1 protein-coding gene is annotated in these 313 nt (G+C 58.5%); it reads right to left on the reverse strand.

The genetic code is table 11. From position 1 onward, the window contains the following. Positions 1 to 313: hypothetical protein (locus tag ACZ2V4_RS11725; protein WP_490514951.1), on the reverse strand; the 313-nt coding region annotated here is incomplete at both ends.

The raw sequence follows: 313 nt of genomic DNA on the forward strand, positions 1-313 counted from the left end.
CGCTCGATGTCCGCAATGTGCTTGGCTTCTGCTTTCGGCGGGTGCCCACGACGCATCTTGATGAACTGCTCGTACAGGAACTTGAACCCTTCTTCCGGAGCCAGTGTCGAGAACGAATAGACAGGAACCGCGCATTCGACATAACCGAGTTCGCGCTGCACCTTGACACGCAGATAGTTGGGGCTGACTGCACGCTCGGGAATTTCTGCGAGATGAGCACGACGCTTGCCCTTCCCGAACTCAGAGTCGCGCGCGACACTCGGGAATAGGGTGTTGGCCCACAACCGAGTCGTAAAGACCACGGGCGAGCCTG

It is taken from the genome of Macrococcus sp. CoH-51_TC_04 (assembly GCF_058188655.1).